At 40.6% G+C, this 16,267-nt stretch carries 20 protein-coding genes; all 20 read right to left on the bottom strand.

The features are described from left to right. Positions 1 to 4: 4 nt before the first annotated feature. On the bottom strand, positions 5 to 250 hold the full coding sequence (locus tag WH214_RS11935) for a hypothetical protein (RefSeq protein WP_339420854.1): 246 nt from the start codon (positions 248 to 250) through the stop codon (positions 5 to 7). 12 nt (positions 251 to 262) lie between these two features. After that, positions 263 to 1,117: a phage BR0599 family protein gene (locus WH214_RS11930; protein WP_339420856.1), complete on the bottom strand. Its 855-nt coding sequence runs from the start codon at positions 1,115 to 1,117 to the stop codon at positions 263 to 265. Next, positions 1,114 to 2,325: a hypothetical protein gene (locus WH214_RS11925; RefSeq protein ID WP_339420858.1), complete on the bottom strand. Its 1,212-nt coding sequence runs from the start codon at positions 2,323 to 2,325 to the stop codon at positions 1,114 to 1,116. Before WH214_RS11925 ends, WH214_RS11930 begins: the two co-directional genes overlap by 4 nt. 47 nt (positions 2,326 to 2,372) lie before the next feature. Continuing rightward, positions 2,373 to 4,880 carry a hypothetical protein gene (locus WH214_RS11920; protein ID WP_339420860.1) on the bottom strand — a complete coding sequence of 836 codons (2,508 nt, stop codon included), beginning with the start codon at positions 4,878 to 4,880 and terminating at the stop codon, positions 2,373 to 2,375. 81 nt (positions 4,881 to 4,961) lie between these two features. Beyond that, on the bottom strand, positions 4,962 to 5,096 hold the full coding sequence (locus tag WH214_RS16985; RefSeq protein WP_371315907.1) for a hypothetical protein: 135 nt from the start codon (positions 5,094 to 5,096) through the stop codon (positions 4,962 to 4,964). Between the two features lie 32 nt (positions 5,097 to 5,128). Beyond that, positions 5,129 to 5,623, bottom strand: a complete 495-nt coding sequence (locus WH214_RS11910) for a hypothetical protein (RefSeq protein WP_339420862.1) — start codon at positions 5,621 to 5,623, stop codon at positions 5,129 to 5,131. Beyond that, positions 5,623 to 6,105 carry a phage tail tube protein gene (locus WH214_RS11905; RefSeq protein WP_238952870.1) on the bottom strand — a complete coding sequence of 161 codons (483 nt, stop codon included), beginning with the start codon at positions 6,103 to 6,105 and terminating at the stop codon, positions 5,623 to 5,625. Before WH214_RS11905 ends, WH214_RS11910 begins: the two co-directional genes overlap by 1 nt. A gap of 72 nt (positions 6,106 to 6,177) precedes the next feature. Then, the gene (locus WH214_RS11900) at positions 6,178 to 6,531 is read right to left on the bottom strand and encodes a DUF3168 domain-containing protein (RefSeq protein WP_339420864.1); all 354 of its coding nucleotides are present in this window, start codon (positions 6,529 to 6,531) and stop codon (positions 6,178 to 6,180) included. Then, positions 6,528 to 7,046: an HK97-gp10 family putative phage morphogenesis protein gene (locus tag WH214_RS11895; RefSeq protein WP_218287750.1), complete on the bottom strand. Its 519-nt coding sequence runs from the start codon at positions 7,044 to 7,046 to the stop codon at positions 6,528 to 6,530. The genes WH214_RS11900 and WH214_RS11895 overlap by 4 nt, the downstream gene beginning before the upstream one ends. Before the next feature lie 10 nt (positions 7,047 to 7,056). Then, positions 7,057 to 7,395 carry a phage head closure protein gene (locus WH214_RS11890; protein ID WP_218287752.1) on the bottom strand — a complete coding sequence of 113 codons (339 nt, stop codon included), beginning with the start codon at positions 7,393 to 7,395 and terminating at the stop codon, positions 7,057 to 7,059. 7 nt (positions 7,396 to 7,402) lie between these two features. Next, positions 7,403 to 7,693: a head-tail connector protein gene (locus WH214_RS11885; RefSeq protein WP_339420868.1), complete on the bottom strand. Its 291-nt coding sequence runs from the start codon at positions 7,691 to 7,693 to the stop codon at positions 7,403 to 7,405. After that, positions 7,690 to 9,138 (bottom strand): phage portal protein, encoded by a 1,449-nt coding sequence (locus WH214_RS11880; RefSeq protein WP_339420870.1) that lies wholly within the window; start codon positions 9,136 to 9,138, stop codon positions 7,690 to 7,692. Before WH214_RS11880 ends, WH214_RS11885 begins: the two co-directional genes overlap by 4 nt. Positions 9,139 to 9,149: 11 nt before the next feature. After that, positions 9,150 to 9,440 carry a hypothetical protein gene (locus tag WH214_RS11875; protein ID WP_339400839.1) on the bottom strand — a complete coding sequence of 97 codons (291 nt, stop codon included), beginning with the start codon at positions 9,438 to 9,440 and terminating at the stop codon, positions 9,150 to 9,152. 86 nt (positions 9,441 to 9,526) lie between these two features. Beyond that, positions 9,527 to 10,861, bottom strand: coding sequence for a phage major capsid protein (locus tag WH214_RS11870; protein WP_339420872.1), 1,335 nt, complete (start codon positions 10,859 to 10,861; stop codon positions 9,527 to 9,529). Continuing rightward, positions 10,858 to 11,451 carry an HK97 family phage prohead protease gene (locus WH214_RS11865; protein ID WP_339420874.1) on the bottom strand — a complete coding sequence of 198 codons (594 nt, stop codon included), beginning with the start codon at positions 11,449 to 11,451 and terminating at the stop codon, positions 10,858 to 10,860. The genes WH214_RS11870 and WH214_RS11865 overlap by 4 nt, the downstream gene beginning before the upstream one ends. Before the next feature lie 37 nt (positions 11,452 to 11,488). Further along, entirely contained in the window at positions 11,489 to 13,165 is a 1,677-nt protein-coding gene (locus WH214_RS11860) for a terminase large subunit (RefSeq protein WP_339420876.1), read from the bottom strand. Positions 13,166 to 13,168: 3 nt separating this feature from the next. Beyond that, positions 13,169 to 13,621, bottom strand: a complete 453-nt coding sequence (locus WH214_RS11855; RefSeq protein ID WP_339420878.1) for a terminase small subunit — start codon at positions 13,619 to 13,621, stop codon at positions 13,169 to 13,171. Between the two features lie 120 nt (positions 13,622 to 13,741). Then, positions 13,742 to 14,032, bottom strand: coding sequence for an HNH endonuclease (locus WH214_RS11850; protein ID WP_336955015.1), 291 nt, complete (start codon positions 14,030 to 14,032; stop codon positions 13,742 to 13,744). Positions 14,033 to 14,614: 582 nt separating this feature from the next. Further along, positions 14,615 to 14,863 carry a hypothetical protein gene (locus tag WH214_RS11845; protein WP_339420881.1) on the bottom strand — a complete coding sequence of 83 codons (249 nt, stop codon included), beginning with the start codon at positions 14,861 to 14,863 and terminating at the stop codon, positions 14,615 to 14,617. Positions 14,864 to 15,515: 652 nt separating this feature from the next. Further along, a complete protein-coding gene (locus WH214_RS11840; RefSeq protein WP_339400846.1) occupies positions 15,516 to 15,749 on the bottom strand; it encodes a hypothetical protein in 234 nt (77 codons plus the stop codon). Positions 15,750 to 16,267 lie beyond the last annotated feature (518 nt).

The following is a 16,267-nucleotide window of genomic DNA, read 5'->3' as shown; positions in this document are numbered from 1 at the left end:
ATTCTCACTTGCCACCTTTTTGTTTGATATCTGTCGTTGTATGCCCCCAAATATGGGTGATGTTCCCATACATGTGTGGGCTACCTGCAACGTCTGAGAAAGAAACACCTTCATCAGCAATGGTGCCGTCTAATTGATTGGCGGTTTGCTGGTTTTTCTTTTGGGCTTTGCGCATGGCGTAGTAGCTATAGGCGGCTGTGACCACCATCAGCGCCAGCATGGCGTAAATCACCCAGGGTGCAATTACCATTCGACACCTCGCTTACTTAATCAATTGGGTAAAGATTGGATTGCTGTTCGGGATGAATTGATGCCCGGCATAACGGGCCCAATTGTTAAACTTTTCATCGCACATTTTTTTAGATTGGTCGCACCCAGGCACAACAGGAAACACATCACCCACCGCTAAACCGAGATGCTGACGATACAACGTGAAAGTATTTGTGGTGCTGGTCGTGATTAAGGTATGCACACCACCTTTCAGCATCAACCCCAAATTCAGCCATTGATCCGGGTAACTCTTGGTTTCCATTATGGGTAGTCCCTCTTCATCAAACATTGGATTGCCTTGTTCATCTAAAACCTGAGTGGGCACCACATCAAAAGAAACCTTTAAGCCATCGATAGCAGTCACTTCAACCTCAAAGGACCAATCCCCAAACTTAAGTCCACACCAACGGTCATAGATTGAGTTTGGACAGGAATACTGAAACTTACGTGTCAAAATATTGCGGTTTAAATAAGATTCACCCGTTTCACACACCAAGGTCAATGTGTCAGCATCTTCATCATATTTTGGCTGCATCACTCGGCCTTTATGCAGAACCAGTGTTTCGCCCTGGTAAAGTTCAAGGATGGTAATGGTCACACCACCATAGAAGATCTTGCCTGCAAAGATGGCGGCCAAATCTTCACCCTCAGCATTGAGTAAATGCATTTGCGGGAATGTTACTTCGGTATCGCATTTATCAATACTTTCATCTTCAATAGCGGTGCGTTGTAGGCCACGAACTGGTAAATATTCAATACTGTTATGAACCATAGCATTACGTGCACTGGTAAAGTTCCAAACTTTATCCCCATGCTTAAGCTGATACAGCTCGACACGTGCTTTCATGATGATAGCTCCACAATGGGCACCGTCACTTGTGTAATCTGTGCACCTAAAAACTGAAATTCGATTTGATCCGCATCAAAACGGTGTAAGCCCAAATAGCAAATGGTTTGGATGTCGTTGCTGTGTGCATTGATTGCAGGTGACACCGTTAAAGAGCCACCCGTTTTGGCCGTAATCTCATGCGCGGTCCACGCTCCATTTTTACGCTTTACCGCAATATGCTTGCGATCAGCTTCAAGCAAGTACTTGGTATTGGTACTTAATGAGGTGGTGATGTTCGCTGTATTTAATATATTGAGATGTTTCTCATATAAAGGCATCCAAAAGGCTTGATAGCGTCCCATGCGTCGAAATAAAAATCGGCGGTATTCACTATATTGATCCCATCCCTTCAACACAGACTTAAATGGTTTTAGGTAGCGTGGTTTCTTCCAGTGCGTGAATTGTTGAAACCCACCCACATCAGCATCCACAATGTTTTGGTGTTGCATCAGCGTCATTTCTAAAGCGCTGCCATCCAAAAGCAATGGTTTGAAATAGATATCCTCGCCCTGGTACTGCGCAGGTACGTCACCGCTATGCTCAGGTGAATCTTCGGCCAGTACGCGAAAAACCACTGATGAGCTTGACCAAAATCCGCCTGTGCTGATCGATGTATCACCATCGACGATACAGATCCGCAGCGGCATGATTGAAGCATTTGATACAGTGACATTCTGGACCAATCGAAACCCATCCTGATATTCAGTTTCTAAGGCTTGAAGAATCTCATCTGTTTCAGGATCTCGGATTTCTTCCTGAGTAATGATGTATCGACCGACTGCAGTAATCTCAACAACCTGAAAGCCTGTAGCTGATTCAATTAAAGCAAAGCCGACTCTGAGGTCGGCTGAATGTGCTTTCGTGTCCATGATAATAAAATCACTGTCCACCATATCTGAAATGCGCTTTCGAAACTGTGGCAGCGGTATACCCCATTGCTTGCGTAAATTCGCATAGAGCATATGGAAGATATCGCCCATCGCTTTCTGCATATTCACGTAATTGAAGCTCAAAACCTGTCTTGGAGCATCTCGCTGGATGTAGCGGTCTTCGCTACTGTCATAAGCCTCATGAACTTCAGTTTTAAACTCCAATCGCTCAGTTGAATTTAATAAAGGGCAATTTGTTAATACATGCACCTCACCATATTGGGTTTGTATTTTCATTTTGTCCTCAAATTACAGGTATAAAAAAACCGACCTCTTAAGGCCGGTTATCTCTTAGCATATCCAGTTCGTTTCATATGATAAAGGAAAGCCTTCTCCCCATCAGCGCTATAAAGCATATCTTTGGCTTCATCCTCATCTTTGACCATGATTACCCTGAGGCTATTTTCGATAGGCTGAGATTGCTGATGATTTGGCTTATTAGCAAGATAATTAGTTAAATCCTTGTTCTGCTGAGGGTTTAACACTCGCTCACCACCATCCAATAACCATGTGCCTTCTTTTGGAATGTTATCAATACCATTATGAGCCATACCATCAATTCCAATAGATGAAATTGTTGCAATCGCTGGCATTAATGCACCCATTACAGCTGTACCACCCGCAAACTTTTGAGGCAAAGTCATTGCACTCGGGTCTGCAAAAGCCTGCGTATATGCAGTCCATGCGGCAACCAGTGACGAAGCAATAGAAAATGCTTGTTGACCAGCAAATGCTATACGATATGCCGTTGATTGCTCCCCAGCGTTGTTTTTAACTGACTGAGTTAATTGTGCAAAAGTAGTCTGCCCACTTGAAAAAATACCTTGCCACATATCTAACTGTTGAAGCATTTGGCTTTGGGCCAAATCTTTAACACTTTGATCATACTGAAGATCAATTGCATACAACCCATCACGGTATTCTTGATGTGCCTGCAAAAGTGCCTCATAACGTTCATCATCTGTCGAGTAAGCATCACTCGTCATAATGTCTCTTTCAACACCAACACGTTGATTGTTTAATGAATCTTGTGCCTTTGAACGATTACTCTCCAAAGCCCACTGAGAATATTCTTGCGGAGTCATCGTAGATTTCGCAAAAATATCATCAGCGCCACCAGAAAGACCTATGATTGAATCTTCTAAGGTTTGACGCATTTCAAGTGCATGCCACTGAGTTTTTCTCAGCTCAATCGCATGTTGTTCATCTAAAGCTTTCAGCTTTAACTCTTTAAGTTCGTTATTATATTTCCCCGATTCACTAATCATAATGCGCTGTGTTTCAAACGCATATTTAAGCTTTTCCTCTTCAGACCACTTAAAGGTATTAATTTCCTCAGTAATCTGACGAAGGTACATTTCTTCAGCAAATTCATAACGGCTTTTGGCTTTAGCAATATATGAAGCCTCTTCAGCACCAAAGTTTGCTTTACCGATTTCCGTCACCTGACGTTTATAGTCTTCGGCAAACTTTGCGAAATCATCCAAATACTCATATGCTATGGAATCTCGCGCCTGTGCTTGCTGTTCTTTTAAGGCCTTAGTTGCAGCATTTGTTGCATTTGCAGCTAGGTTTTGTTTTTTAATCCACTCATCTGAACCTTTAATCACACCAGCTTGGCCACTTTGGTTTTTCACCATCGCAGCTGTGGCTTCATTAACAGTATTGGTGAATAAAGTTGTAATTGAAGTGCCTATATCATCCATAACTTTAGCATTGTCCGCTGCCGCCATAGAGATACCACTATTCGGTGCTCTTGCTACTGTTGCACCAGTGATTAAGGTTTTTGCGAGTCTAAGACCAGGTAATTTATCTACCCAAGTGCTACCTTCAGCAGCTAAATCCACATTTTTTTTAGCATTAAGTGCATCGAAAGAAAGGCCTGCAATTGCATTGGAGAGTAGCTTAATAACTGCATAAACCCCCATTCCTGTTGCTGCTACTCCCTTAAAGACGCCTCCTAAAGCCTCACCTGCATCAGACATTAAATCCGTCTCAGCTGTTGCACCAGACATAGCATCACCAACAGATACAAGTGCTGGCATTAAGCCTTGGATGAACTGATTTTTTGCCCCTTGTACCTGCATATCTAAAAGCTTTAACTGAACTTTAAACTCTGCTGCTTTTTGGATCGCAGATTCATCCATGATTAAGCCATAACGCTCTGCGGCATCTGCCCAGAACTTAAACCCTTCCCCACCATTTTTAAGTAATGGAATCAGGTTAGTGGTATCTGAAGCCATGGATTCCAAATAGAAAGACATTTGCTGTTGTGAAACGCCTGCCTCCTCAAGCTTATCGACATAAAGCTGCAGTGCTTGTGGGCCTGATAAGTTCTGCATCTCAAGTGCAAGTTTTCGCGCCCCCTCAGCACTACCTTCCGTTTGAATAGCGATTTGTTCAAAGAAGTCGACGGCACCACCCGAACCGATGGTAATAAACTCTCCGAGCTTTTCATTAAAGTCTTTTAATTGGTCTGCCAATTTGTCTGGGTTAATATCTACCGATTGAGCCGCTGCAGACATTGCCTGAAATTCTTGCGTTGTCGCATTAGAAATGGCTGCAAATGTTTTTAGCTCTTGCGCTGCGTCTGCATAGGTTTTTGCCATAGCAAATACTGCAGCACCTGCTGCCGTCGCACCAGATACTGCTATAGCTCCATACGCAAGCACGTCCTTTTGCATACTGGCAAAGCTAGTCTTGACTTGTTTTTCACTTTCCTTAATTGGTCCTACAAAGTTGCCAATTTTGGTGACTAGATCTAGCGTTAATGTTCCAAGCTTGGCACTCATATAAAACCTCAAGGCATAAAAAAAGCCTCCTCTGCATAGGTGGCTATAATCAACTAATAGTTTGAAACGTACTGAATTTATCTAACCAGATTTTCTCTTAATCGCTTTCAAACGTTCTTCTTCAAAAGTTGTCACGGGAGCATCTTCATGTGGCATATAGGTCAGAGCGGAGACTGATTCAGGATCTTTCACTTTAAACATTGTGTGATGGGCCATTAAATTACCGAAGCCCTGCTCAACCCTTCGCCCTATGAAGAGTGAGCCTCTTTTTTCTCTATACGCTCTCCAGATTGCAAACTCGCGCGGACTGATCGCTTTTTTTGCTTTTTCGATGGTTCTTCCACCAATCCCGTTGATGACGAGTTCGCACCAGAACTCTTCTTCTTCCAGATCCACTCCTTTCCCGAAAAATCATTAACCTCATCGGCTACGCGATACATCACATCCACAATTTCAGATGAAACTTCACCTGTGCTTTGAACCGTTGGGAAAAATGGCTCATCTGCCGAACTATAAATTGCTTTAAAAATAATGGCCTTAGTAATTTGATCAATCGTTGCCGTCTTCCGATCTTCCAAATCCCATGCATCAACAGCAGTAATTGTTTCATCATGCGACAAGCGCTTTACAAGAATTTCACCTTCAAATTCTGCCCCTTTCGAATCACGAAACTTAATTGTCTTTTCGGCGAAAGCACCAGTCCCAACAGCAGCTTTTGCAGCTTTTAATGTAAGTTTTGCCATTATGGAGTCACCTTAAACTGATCAATTACTTCTGATTGGCGTTTCATTGGAATGGTGTGATTAACCATGGCATCTAGTGCAAACACTGGAGAACCTTTCCTTAAAATAGCTTCAAAGCTAGACCATGTACGTGTTTCTGGTAGCTCAATATCACTGCCTGTTAATGTTGGCTCTGCAATTCCATCAGACCATCCAACATATACTTCAACTTTTTCTTTATTCGCTGCAAGTTGCAGTAACGTCATATGCGATTGGTTTTTAGGGTCGGTATCGATTTGCACTGAACCTTCGCCAGGAGTAACAAGCCCATATTCTGTAGTCGCAGTGCTAGTTTCTTCTAAGCATGTTGTATTAATTTCAGCTGCACTGTCATCTCCTAATGCCAATGCTTTAATACAACCCATCTTTGTTAATGTGGGCACAGCACCGTGGACAATCCATACGGCGGTACCATTAGATAAAACACCTTTTTTTGTTGCCATGAGTTACTTCTCCTCAAATTTTAGGCATAAAAAAACACCTCTAAAGGTGCTCAGTAAAAATTACACTGTGTATTAACGATCAAGCCACCAACTACCTGAGAACCCACGAGCAAAGAGCTTTGTATTTGTCTCATAGTGTCCGATACGTTGTTCGATCATGCTGTGTTCTTGAAGCACATTACATACAGCTGTTCGAATATCTGAAGCTGTCTTTTGGTTTGGGCTATAGATCATCACCTGATACAAAACATTATCTTGATTAGTGATGTTATCCAGTGAGGTATTTGGGGTGCCCGATAAGTCAGACCAAACCAAATACGGCGTAGGTGTCTTTTCAGGTGCCACATCTTCATAAATGTGTTCACCCAACATTCCAAATACTTGAGCATCAGCATTCAAGATTCGGTAGATAGGTAATTGCTTCATTCGATTTTTCCCTTTTGGATTGCGGATTCAATCGACTTCATAAACGCCTTGTTAAATTCAGCTGTTACTACATTAACGTTTTGAGCTAATGCTGGTCTTAAAAATGGAACTGGTGGTGATGATGATGTACCAAACTCAATAAAGCGCCAGTAAAAAGTATCTCCACCTGGGTTCTTACTACTTCCGTCAGTGGTGTATTGCTTACCTGCGCGCCCCTTACGAACATTGTCCTTAGTGTTGGCATAGTTTTTTGCGCCACCAAGCACACCAACTTTCATTCGGACAGTATTTATATCTCGACTTTTACCATTACGAATCACAAGATTTTCTTGAATGCTTTCCCGCGTATCAGGATCATCAATACGTGAAGCGCCAACCTTGGCAGCAAAGAGCACTAGTTGCATAGCTTTACGTGCAGCGGAGCGAGCACGGCGGTTAACAGCTTTGCCATCTGTCAAAGTTTGGAGTTTTTTTGAAAGTTCATCCATACCCTCAATCTTAAATTCGACAGACATAAGCGCTTCCTTATTTCTCTACACCATGACTGAGCATCAAAGTGCAGTAGACTTTACCATTTTCAGCATCAGGCAATGGCTCACCCGTGATGCTATAAATTTTTCCATCGTATACAACACGCATGGTTGTATCGATATCGGATCGCTTACGAATTTTGCAACGTGCGACAATTTCAGAATTATTGGCCTGAGCAACCAACGTGTCTTTGACTGAAAGCCATGAGACCTTCGCCCAAAGATTTACATGTGTGGTCCATAAAGGATCTTGGATGTTGCCATCGTCATCACGCGGTGAAGTTAACTTTTCAATGCGGATGCGGTGGCAGAGTTCACTTGCTCGTTGTCCCATACATCACCTATATAACTGTCGGATTACGATATGGATAAAGTAAAGACTGTACTGGCATAGGTAAAAAGTTGGCATTTACAGATGCTTCACTTTCAGCATTTCGAAATTGATCCCAATAGCCAATTAATAGTAACGCTGCCTGTTTAATAGCAGCGGGATAATCAGCTTCAAAAGTGTCTGTGATGTAATTCTTAATGACAGACTCAGCTGCAGCAATGTATCCATTTAAGGAGGTGTCATTACTGTCATCGTCGTACCGTAAGTGATGTTTTACTTCCTCTAAATCAACGATACTCATGTTTCTCCCCATTTTTTCTGAGCCAGCTTGAAGTTTGCATGGTCAAACTCACCTGAATGCCCCTTTTCACAGTGCCACAAAGCCCCTTTATGAGTAACAAAACAACCTTTTTCATATCGATTTTCAGACTTAAATACTCCCTTATACAGCGATTTCTCACTACTCTTTTCAGGTAAATCAGGTGGTTTCTGGTCAGTCTTAGTAGTTGAACTTGTATTAAAAGGATCTTCCCGCTGATCACGCTTAGAAAGTGCTTCCAGTGAGAAGTTTTGCTGTTGCATATAAACCGTGTCACCACCAACAATCGGCAATAGCCCAACCTCCACACGCGCCTCATTAGGTGTCAGGATTGCAGCACCTACACCTTCTTTTAAGCGTGCCATTTGTGATGTTGAGTCCATACGGATAAGCACATTAATATCTAAAAACGCTTCCAAACCACTATATTTAAGACCTAAACCATCATCGAGTAAGTTTTCACGCGCTTCAATTGCACTCTGTAAACAATCTGAATAGTAAATTTCATTTAAATCTGAAATCTTTCCTGTTGGAATTGGCCCCAAACCCACTTTAAACAATGGCACGTGGAAAACTGAACAAATAACCTCAGCTGTCATTTTCAACTGCTCAATGAGTTGAGCATCATCAGCATTTACAGTGATCGTACTAAACGTCATACCATCACCAAGGATGGCTGTTTTACCTAAATTACTTCCAGAATAATTTGCATTCCAGCGCGCTTGCGCATCCTCTGCTTTTTCTTTGGTGATTGGCCCAGGTGCAGTCAATAATCCAGAAGGTCGGCTATTATTTCTAAACAAACTGCGAGAGCTCTTTTGAATTTCAATACCCACACCAGCTGCTAGTGAGCACGCCACAATTGGAGTTAGTCCCACAAGTGGGTGGTAAAAACAGTTAATACGATCATGAATGATTTCGGATGCTGGTATTACTACCGAATCAGTCTGTGTAAGTCGGTCGTTACCCAATTGGTAAAAGACGTTTCCGTTGTCATCAATCAACGGTCTACAAAGATCAGGATTAAGTACAACAAGCTCCGTCACTTCACCAAAAATATCTCTGCGCTTCAGCACATAGGTATTGCCACGTAATAACAATGAAGTTGTCCAGTGTTCACTAAATTGCTGCCAAATTTGAAAACGGTTAGGCTTTTTTAAAACGCGAAATTTGCTTGGTATATCTGCATTGACCAAAACGCCTTTTTCATGGCGCTTCAATTGAATCGGCATTTTGCCAATATCTTGAGAAATCAGAGATACGCAAGCGAATACAGCATGATGTGCAGTAACGTCTTCACGTGTTAATTCATCATTTTTTTGCCATGCGCCTGAATAAGGCTCATGGACAAACATCGAGTGCCATCCACCGCCTGAATGAACACCTTGAAGCGATTTTTTCTTAAATAAATTGCCAAAAATGCCCATTATTTACCGCCTTATTTTGCTTTGCTTACACGTTTTTGTTTGGATTTGGCTGGCTTTTCTTCTTGCACCGCTTGTTGAATATTCTCTAATTGATACTCAACCATCAAAGGCAATTCAACCAAACTGCCAAAATCATCAACAGCTAGGGTTCCATTTAAGTTCTTCAAGAACTCAATCGAAAGTTCGCCATCTATAGGCTCTGCAAACTTCAACTTAATTAAGATATGGGCTTGTAGATCCGGAACTTCAGCAACATCACCAGGCATTCCTTGCGGTGCCTTTCTTAAATATTTAATTTTCATAGACTGTTCTCATAGCTAAACAACTTTGATGCTTAGATATAAAAACAGCCCCAATAAAGGAGCTGTTTTTTCAAATTTAGAAACTATTAGGTGTATTGAATGTATGCCGCTGCAATTGCACGACGTTTAGCCCAAGTGATGAACTTTTCTACACGAATAGCAAATTTGTTTTCTTGCCATAAGTTATGTGTTGTCGCACCATCAATAAGAGTTGCTTGGTCACTGTAGGCGACATCCACACCACCATCCTGAGCAACTAAAATTTCGCTCATTTTCACCAGCTCAATACGTTCAATAACTGCTTGGGATGTGATAACAGGAATACCAAGAAGAGAGCGCGCACCACCAGCAAAGCTCATCCCATTAAAGTAGGTGTTGCCTAATGCATCACGAAGCAAGGCGATACGCATAGCACGTGTTTCGCTCATTAAGAAGTATGCACCATCTGTACTTAAATTCGCCTCAACAAACTTTTCAATCAACTTCAATAAGTCGGCTTCAATTGCTTCTGCGGTTTCACCAGTTGCTGGAACTGCAGCAACGCCATTAAGGATACCTGCTGGAGTAATATCTGTTTGTGCTTGGGTACCAAGGAATGTTTCATCAATAAGCGTTTTAGATGCTGCAATCAAATCATTTAACACTAACTGATCAACTGCTGGATCAGAACGACGCAGCAACTCTTGGGTATACACCGTAATAGCCGCAAGCTTATGCTCTTTAATTTCTACGCTATCAAACGTTGGATTAGTTAAAGGTTTTTTAGCTCCTTCACCAACCCATGAAGCTGTCCCACCAGTAGCCTGACCATTAATTTTAATATTAAATGGCACCGCTCGATAACCTTGCAACTTGTCAAAGATGGTTGCGTTACGAAGCAACTCTAAAAAATCACCTTTATATGTATCTTGCTGAACTAATGGTGCAGCAAAGCCAGCATCAGTCGTAGTTCCAAGTACTGCTTTTTCAATGTATTGAACAGTGTCTTGTCCATAACCAAGTTGCTTTGCTGCATCCACTACCGTCAATGGACTACCCTGCTTTTGAACATGGCATGCCAACATTTTTGCACGAACAAATTGAGTAAAACCAATACCCTTTGGCAAATTAGATTCAGTTGTGACCACTGTTTTCTTTTTATCTGGTTCAGGATCACCTTTAGCAGATGCTTCTGCTTCCGCTTCATTATCACCAGCAACCGATGTTCCTGTTTCTTTTGCATGTCTTGCAGCTTCGATTTGTTTTTTTACACGTTCGATATTCTTTTCGATCGCTGCAATTTCTGCTTCAACAGTTTGAATTGCCGCTTCAGTTTCATCGTCTGGTGTAGAGCCACCATCTAATGACTTGGTAATATGCCCTTGAAGCTCTAAATTTTTTGCAGCTAAAGCATCAAGCAACTGTTTTAAATATTTGTTCATACCAATTTCACTCCACCCTTTGTTGGGCTATTTAATTTGACAACAACGTGTTTTTGTTCAGATGAAACGCCATCTGTAACAGTCTGAGGTTTTTTGCCCAACGCGGCTTTGTGTTCCTCAAAAGCTTTTTTAAAATCTGTTCCGCTATCACGGTTATCTGGAATCGTAACAAGTGAAAGCTCATACCATTCCCAATCTTCAAACTTAATACCGCCGCCTTTAATCATCTCGGCGGTATCCCAGTTCGGCAGAAAGCCAACAGATAATCCTTTTACAAGGTCGTACTTCAGAGATTGGTATGCTTCATCTACACGATCTTTCAGCTTCCCTTCTTCCTTGATTTCAGGAATATGGATTTCTACTTCAATACCTTTGTTTGTTACTTTCGCGCTGGTTACATGACCAATCGGGCTTCGCATATCGTGATGAAATAGCAATGGCATAGGTAATTTGAACTTCGCACCCTTTGGCACCATGATGTCTTTCGATCGATCTTGATTCGGTGTGCTTGCTGTACCAGTAAATGTTCGCTTTTCCTCATCAACGCTTTTAATCTCAAAAGAGCCGAATGACTTATGTAGAGCAGACATAGCCCCTCCAAAATGTAAAAACCGCCAATTAAGGCGGTTATATGAAATGTATTTCGTAATCTTTATTTGTAGGTTCAGGGTTCAAACTCATCAATGCCACGGCATTAAAGGTGGCAATTAATGGATCAATTTTCCCAATTCCCGAGTCTTGCTTTGTAATCCGCATTCCATTGCCGACCATCACGACCCGGGCATTGCCAGCACACCAGGTCATCAAGTCTTGTCCTGCATGGTAAAGATTGCCTTCTGCAAGTTTTCGCTCGGTTGTCATGATATAGCCCATCAACTTATGACCCTGAGGAACAGCGAACATACTTTCTTGTGGGATTCCAACATCAAGAAGACCATCTAAAAGACCACCGAGCCCTAACGGATCCAGCCCAATTCTGTTGAGCTTGCCGCTGTCATAAACCTGCTTTGCAATTAAGGCTAAGTCATCAATATCTTCACCCACTTTTTCAACAATTGTTAAGCTTCCCTCATCCTCAAAGTCTTGGTATTTAGGAATGTTTTCTTTTCGGCGTTCTAAGGCAACTTTATTTGCCCATGCATGATTCCAAAGCCACCAAATACGTGGATCTGCTTTCAAACGACCAAGAGCCGAAAAGCCCAACAAATCATCAAGTCCACCACCATCAATACCTAAGGTAATCACTTCTGAATGCTCTATTAATTGTTCAAGCTTGATTTCTTTAGACTGGTCTAACCAATACTCAGCACCTGCCCAACGGTTTGCTCGCAAGTTCATGCCGATTTCAATGTTTAGATGCTTGGCCAAGAAGTCTCTAAGCGACTCTTCACCTGCATCTTTAACTTTATTGAACTCTGAAATCAGGTATTCAAGGTCAACTGATGCACCTAAATTTGGGTTTGTGATGTAAAAATTTTCAGGCTTAAGATGTTCTCCAGCCTCTATCAGATGCTTAGGGAACTCATAAATGAGTGGTAAAAAGGCTTTATCCTCTTTGATTCCATCCCTTACATCACGTGCGTAATCCAATAATTGCTTGAATACACCACAAGGCACTTCGTCTGACATGGTAGAAAGGTAAATCACGCACCCTTCGGGACGCGATGCCAAGCCGCCTTTCGCTTCACGGAACATTGATTCAGCGTTGGCACGTTTACCAAATAACCAAACTTCATCAATCAAAATGATTGAGGCTTTCTTGCCGGCTGCTGCATTTGATTCAGCTGCAATAACTTTGAGCGTTGCACCAGTACCTAAATGAGTAACAGTTTTCGTATGCTCAGAAATATTAATCATTGAACTGAGTTCTTCATCTGCTTTGATGAAGTCTCTAATCGGGTTAAAGCTGTTGTCTGCGACCTCCTTGGTTGGTGCAAGTATTATCAACTCTGCTGAAAGTCGATCATTTAACAAAAGCAATGTCAGCATGATTCCTGCAGCGATCGTAGACTTAGTATTTTTCTTAGAAATCAGAAGAAAAAACTCACGAATCAAACGACGCTTAGTTTCAGGGTTATATGCCCCTGCAATTGCTCTTACAAATTCAATCACCCACTCCAAGGTGACATCGCCCATCTTCGGACTATCCATCACATCAACAAGAATGAGTTCCTTAAAAATTCGCTCTGCAACATCTGCAACCTGAGGAAACAATGGTGCACATGGCATGAGCGATTGCTTTTTGACAATACGCTCCTCCCAGTCTGGGCAAGCGGTTGTCCATTCTGGGAGCATTGCAGTCATGTTTTAACTCGGTAATTGATTATTCAAGGTGCCAAATTTTCCGCTTTGGGCTGCTTTCTTAGCTTCATCCGTTTTAGATTCTTTCTTGCCTTTATCAGCAACCTTGCCATGAAAATAAGGCAGAGCTGCTTTTGCCGCATCCATTCTTAATTTCATGTCTTCAACTGGATCTGTCCAGATTTCTTCTAAAAATTTAAGCGGGTCAGCTTGGCTGCCAACATTGTCGATATCATTTTTTGTGACTATTGGCTTTGGATTGGGTTTAACATCACTGTTAACATCTTTAACATTTTTAAGTCGCTCAAGCTGAGCAATCACATCAGAATCTTTCGCCATTCTAGAGCCAGCTTGTGAAGCTGTTTCAGGGCTACAACCCGCGAAAATAGCGGCTTCTTTGTTATTTGCACCGTCAAACTTAGCTTGGGAAAATGCCTTCTTTTTTGCTGTTAAAGCCATATGCCCTCCTTTAACATTTTTCTGAAAATGAAAATTTTTTTATACGTGAGAGGAGGGGTGGTGTCCGAGGGCAAAAGGTTTTGAACTTTTGACCTCCCGCCCTACCCACTACACTTTCATTCACAGTCTGCTCTCTTTTATGGTTTTGTCTTTATGACACGGCGGGCACAACGATTGCAGGTTCGAATCATCATCTGTGCCACCCTGTGCAACATTAACAATATGGTCCAGTTCTAATTGTGTTGTAACACGGCGGCAGTGCTGGCATGTCCAGTTATCCCGTAGATGGATCTTTTCTTTAAGTCTGCGCCATGGTCTACCACCACGTCCTGATCCCCAATTCTTTGGTGGTTTAGGTTGCTTAGGTGTGAGGGCATCTAACCTGCTCTGCAATCGTTGTAGCTTTGGCATGATTAATCATCCATATATCTAGTACTGTCTAACTCTTCCTGCTCCTCTAGCATTAACAACAATTCGTTATTTAAGTTCGTTTGTACTTGCAACTGACAGATCAACTGATTGTTCTGCTTTACTACCTCAGTGAGTAGGGTTAGTAATTGCTTTGATGACGGATTCTTTTGACTGCTCATACATTACCTTTAGCTACTGTCGACGTTGATCATATGAGTTACAAAACATGTCTTTTCTCCACACATTAAAAAACCACCCGAAGGTGGTTTGTTCAAAACAACATTGACATCTGACCAAACTCATAAATGATTAAAGTAAGGACAAAAGCCGAAACCGAGATTACAAGCACATCTTGCGAAGCCATACTTATCTCCCTTTATTGTTCTTTTTCTATACTCTCACAACTAGAAATATTTTCAACACTGAAAGAATACATTTCTCACAATTTACAGGGATAGACATGTAAAGAATTATAATAGACAGCACACTCATAAAATTGATTTATAGTCATATTCTCAAATATGAACATTTATATTCAGATACTCGGGAAACTCAATTATCGCCATTAAAAAATAGTCGAAATCATTTAAGAGCGTTATAGTAATTACGCCAATCTTTTTTTAATTTAATTAACTGACGTTGAGTGAGTTTCCCTAGACCATACAATATATAAATTGTTTGACCTTCGAAGATCGAATGCTGAAGACTAAAAGTTCCCTTTTTGGATTCAAATGTATGATCAGGAGCATAACAATTTGGAAATGAAGTTTGCGTGAATTTAAATTTGTTAAATTCATCTAACTCAGCAGTAAATGAGATTAACTTTTGCATAAACTGTACTCCACAGATATTTTTTATAACTTTTAGCGAAGTTAAATCCGATTCATCAAAAAAAACTTTGAAATTTATTATAGAAAGAGAATCATTAAATTCCCTTTTGACCTCTACATTATTTCAATACTATTAATTTTCAGTTGGCATAATCTTCTAGTCATTAGGACTTCATGTTGTCCAACGCCGTTCCAGAAAAACGATTCTAGTCTTATGTGGATGAGAAAAAACCGTATAAAAGTTAATTAAAATATCTATTTAGTAAATATTGTAATTCATGGTTACACAAAAAGTTATATGCTTATCAAAACTAAATCTTTATGTGTTCCATTCCTTAGAAATAAAATTCACCTGATCAATGACAAGTTCTTTTAATTCCTTTTAAGCACTCTCGACAGACTAAGATTTCATCACCATCAATCGTATAATCGATTTCAGGCGTGCCATGAAAACCAATTAAACATCTCAATAATTTGATCATGATTTTTCTCTATTAAAAAAAAACCTCCTTAGCATAGGAGGTTGACTACAGCTTATAGTCCAGAAGTGTAGTATATAGACAATTACACAAATTCAATTTGCGAAATATTACATTAAATTACTATATTTTGTGTTTTGCATCACAAAATACAAAGAGAAATTGTCTTAATAATTAAAAATAAAGTCCTTTCAATTCAGCTCTAAATTTAGTCCGACCCTTTTCATTAACTATCGTAATTTCAACATTGGAATCTTTGAAATGGCCTTTAATATATTCCAAAGCTCCAACCTCCAAATATCTTGTTTGTACTTCAAAGTTAAATGGGTTACTGACTTCAAAAATACCTACCTTTATTTGTTGCTCTAAATATATAGCCTTAACACACATAGGTGTTGATACTCCCATAAGTTAAGCCTCACATTAATGGTCAGACCGACTTTAACATATGAGAATTTTTAATTCATACACACCTTAAATACTAATTCTTAATCAAAGGTGGCTATTTATTTAGCTAAATGGATTAATTGAGCATTATTTAGGCATCAATACTATTACGAATAAAGTTAATCCACCATTAAAAACCCCACCAATAGGCCATATTGAGTGGGGTTTCATTTTGTCATAAGACATTCATCTATTTACTTAATATCTTTTACTTTAAGGCAATTTCGGCAAACCTCTAACTCACCATCTTTACAATGATGAATTTCCACTACGCCATGTAGTCCGAATAAGCATTTCAATAATTGAAACATTCAATATCACTCTCAGTTAATATCCATGTACATCGAATATTTAGGGAAAAAAAACCTGCACCTTGGGGAAGGTGCAGGCAGAAAACTGATATTAACTATTCATGGAGAAGCTAATACCGAGCATTCTAGTCGGATTTATGTGAATTGTCTTGTAACTATTGGTAACAC

Origin of the sequence: Acinetobacter sp. MYb191, from assembly GCF_037572605.1 — a bacterium.
GTDB classification, from domain to species: domain Bacteria; phylum Pseudomonadota; class Gammaproteobacteria; order Pseudomonadales; family Moraxellaceae; genus Acinetobacter; species Acinetobacter johnsonii.
This window is presented reverse-complemented; position numbering and strand designations above follow the sequence as displayed.

Excerpts from the sequence above, each read along its gene's own strand:
- WH214_RS11935 (WP_339420854.1), bottom strand. The coding sequence starts at position 250 with ATGGTAATTGCACCCTGGGTGATTTACGCCATGCTGGCGCTGATGGTG.
- WH214_RS11930 (WP_339420856.1), bottom strand. The coding sequence starts at position 1,117 with ATGAAAGCACGTGTCGAGCTGTATCAGCTTAAGCATGGGGATAAAGTT.
- WH214_RS11925 (WP_339420858.1), bottom strand. The coding sequence starts at position 2,325 with ATGAAAATACAAACCCAATATGGTGAGGTGCATGTATTAACAAATTGC.
- WH214_RS11920 (WP_339420860.1), bottom strand. The coding sequence starts at position 4,880 with ATGAGTGCCAAGCTTGGAACATTAACGCTAGATCTAGTCACCAAAATT.
- WH214_RS16985 (WP_371315907.1), bottom strand. The coding sequence starts at position 5,096 with ATGGCCCATCACACAATGTTTAAAGTGAAAGATCCTGAATCAGTCTCC.
- WH214_RS11910 (WP_339420862.1), bottom strand. The coding sequence starts at position 5,623 with ATGGCAAAACTTACATTAAAAGCTGCAAAAGCTGCTGTTGGGACTGGT.
- WH214_RS11905 (WP_238952870.1), bottom strand. The coding sequence starts at position 6,105 with ATGGCAACAAAAAAAGGTGTTTTATCTAATGGTACCGCCGTATGGATT.
- WH214_RS11900 (WP_339420864.1), bottom strand. The coding sequence starts at position 6,531 with ATGAAGCAATTACCTATCTACCGAATCTTGAATGCTGATGCTCAAGTA.
- WH214_RS11895 (WP_218287750.1), bottom strand. The coding sequence starts at position 7,046 with ATGTCTGTCGAATTTAAGATTGAGGGTATGGATGAACTTTCAAAAAAA.
- WH214_RS11890 (WP_218287752.1), bottom strand. The coding sequence starts at position 7,395 with ATGGGACAACGAGCAAGTGAACTCTGCCACCGCATCCGCATTGAAAAG.
- WH214_RS11885 (WP_339420868.1), bottom strand. The coding sequence starts at position 7,693 with ATGAGTATCGTTGATTTAGAGGAAGTAAAACATCACTTACGGTACGAC.
- WH214_RS11880 (WP_339420870.1), bottom strand. The coding sequence starts at position 9,138 with ATGGGCATTTTTGGCAATTTATTTAAGAAAAAATCGCTTCAAGGTGTT.
- WH214_RS11875 (WP_339400839.1), bottom strand. The coding sequence starts at position 9,440 with ATGAAAATTAAATATTTAAGAAAGGCACCGCAAGGAATGCCTGGTGAT.
- WH214_RS11870 (WP_339420872.1), bottom strand. The coding sequence starts at position 10,861 with ATGAACAAATATTTAAAACAGTTGCTTGATGCTTTAGCTGCAAAAAAT.
- WH214_RS11865 (WP_339420874.1), bottom strand. The coding sequence starts at position 11,451 with ATGTCTGCTCTACATAAGTCATTCGGCTCTTTTGAGATTAAAAGCGTT.
- WH214_RS11860 (WP_339420876.1), bottom strand. The coding sequence starts at position 13,165 with ATGACTGCAATGCTCCCAGAATGGACAACCGCTTGCCCAGACTGGGAG.
- WH214_RS11855 (WP_339420878.1), bottom strand. The coding sequence starts at position 13,621 with ATGGCTTTAACAGCAAAAAAGAAGGCATTTTCCCAAGCTAAGTTTGAC.
- WH214_RS11850 (WP_336955015.1), bottom strand. The coding sequence starts at position 14,032 with ATGCCAAAGCTACAACGATTGCAGAGCAGGTTAGATGCCCTCACACCT.
- WH214_RS11845 (WP_339420881.1), bottom strand. The coding sequence starts at position 14,863 with ATGCAAAAGTTAATCTCATTTACTGCTGAGTTAGATGAATTTAACAAA.
- WH214_RS11840 (WP_339400846.1), bottom strand. The coding sequence starts at position 15,749 with ATGGGAGTATCAACACCTATGTGTGTTAAGGCTATATATTTAGAGCAA.